The sequence below is a fragment of the Proteus sp. fly-1067 genome (genome assembly GCF_040139345.1).
Taxonomy (GTDB): Bacteria; Pseudomonadota; Gammaproteobacteria; order Enterobacterales; family Enterobacteriaceae; genus Proteus; species Proteus vulgaris_B.
In genome coordinates this window covers 1-540 of sequence record NZ_JBEEUL010000239.1, presented here as the reverse complement: position 1 = coordinate 540, position 540 = coordinate 1, and the positions used below count along the sequence as shown (strand labels likewise).

At 32.8% G+C, this 540-nt stretch carries 1 protein-coding gene; it reads right to left on the bottom strand.

Annotated features, from left to right (window positions below; translation table 11 throughout):
* Positions 1–540, bottom strand: a 540-nt coding sequence (locus tag ABN217_RS20195; RefSeq protein WP_349459995.1) for an FHIPEP family type III secretion protein, incomplete at both ends; no start/stop codon positions are given.

Sequence of the window (540 nt, the reverse complement as noted above, 5' to 3'; positions counted from 1 at the left end):
ATTTGTGCCATACCAACAGAAATCCCACCAATTAAGTTAACAAAAATAATCACAATACCAGCAATCGCATCACCTTTAATAAATTTCATTGCACCATCAAAGGAGCCATATAATTGACTTTCTTGTCCTAATTCTTTTCTTCTGATTTTCACTTCTTCATTGTTAATAATGCCGGATTTTAAATCTGCATCAATACTCATTTGCTTTCCTGGCATTCCATCCAGAGAAAAGCGAGCTGCAACTTCTGCAACCCGTTCAGAACCTTTAGTAATAACTAAAAACTGTACTATCGTAACAATAGAAAAAACAACAAAACCAACAACTAAGTTTTCACCGATAACAAATTCACCAAATGAAGTAATGATTTCACCCGCATCAGCATCTAATAATATTAATCGACTCGTACTAATAGAAAGGGCAAGTCGAAAAAGTGTCGTAATCAGTAATAATGCAGGAAATGTCATAAAGTTCAATATTCGAGTTATGTAAAATGAACTCATAAAAATAAGTAAAGAAATAGTAATATTGAGCCCAATAAGA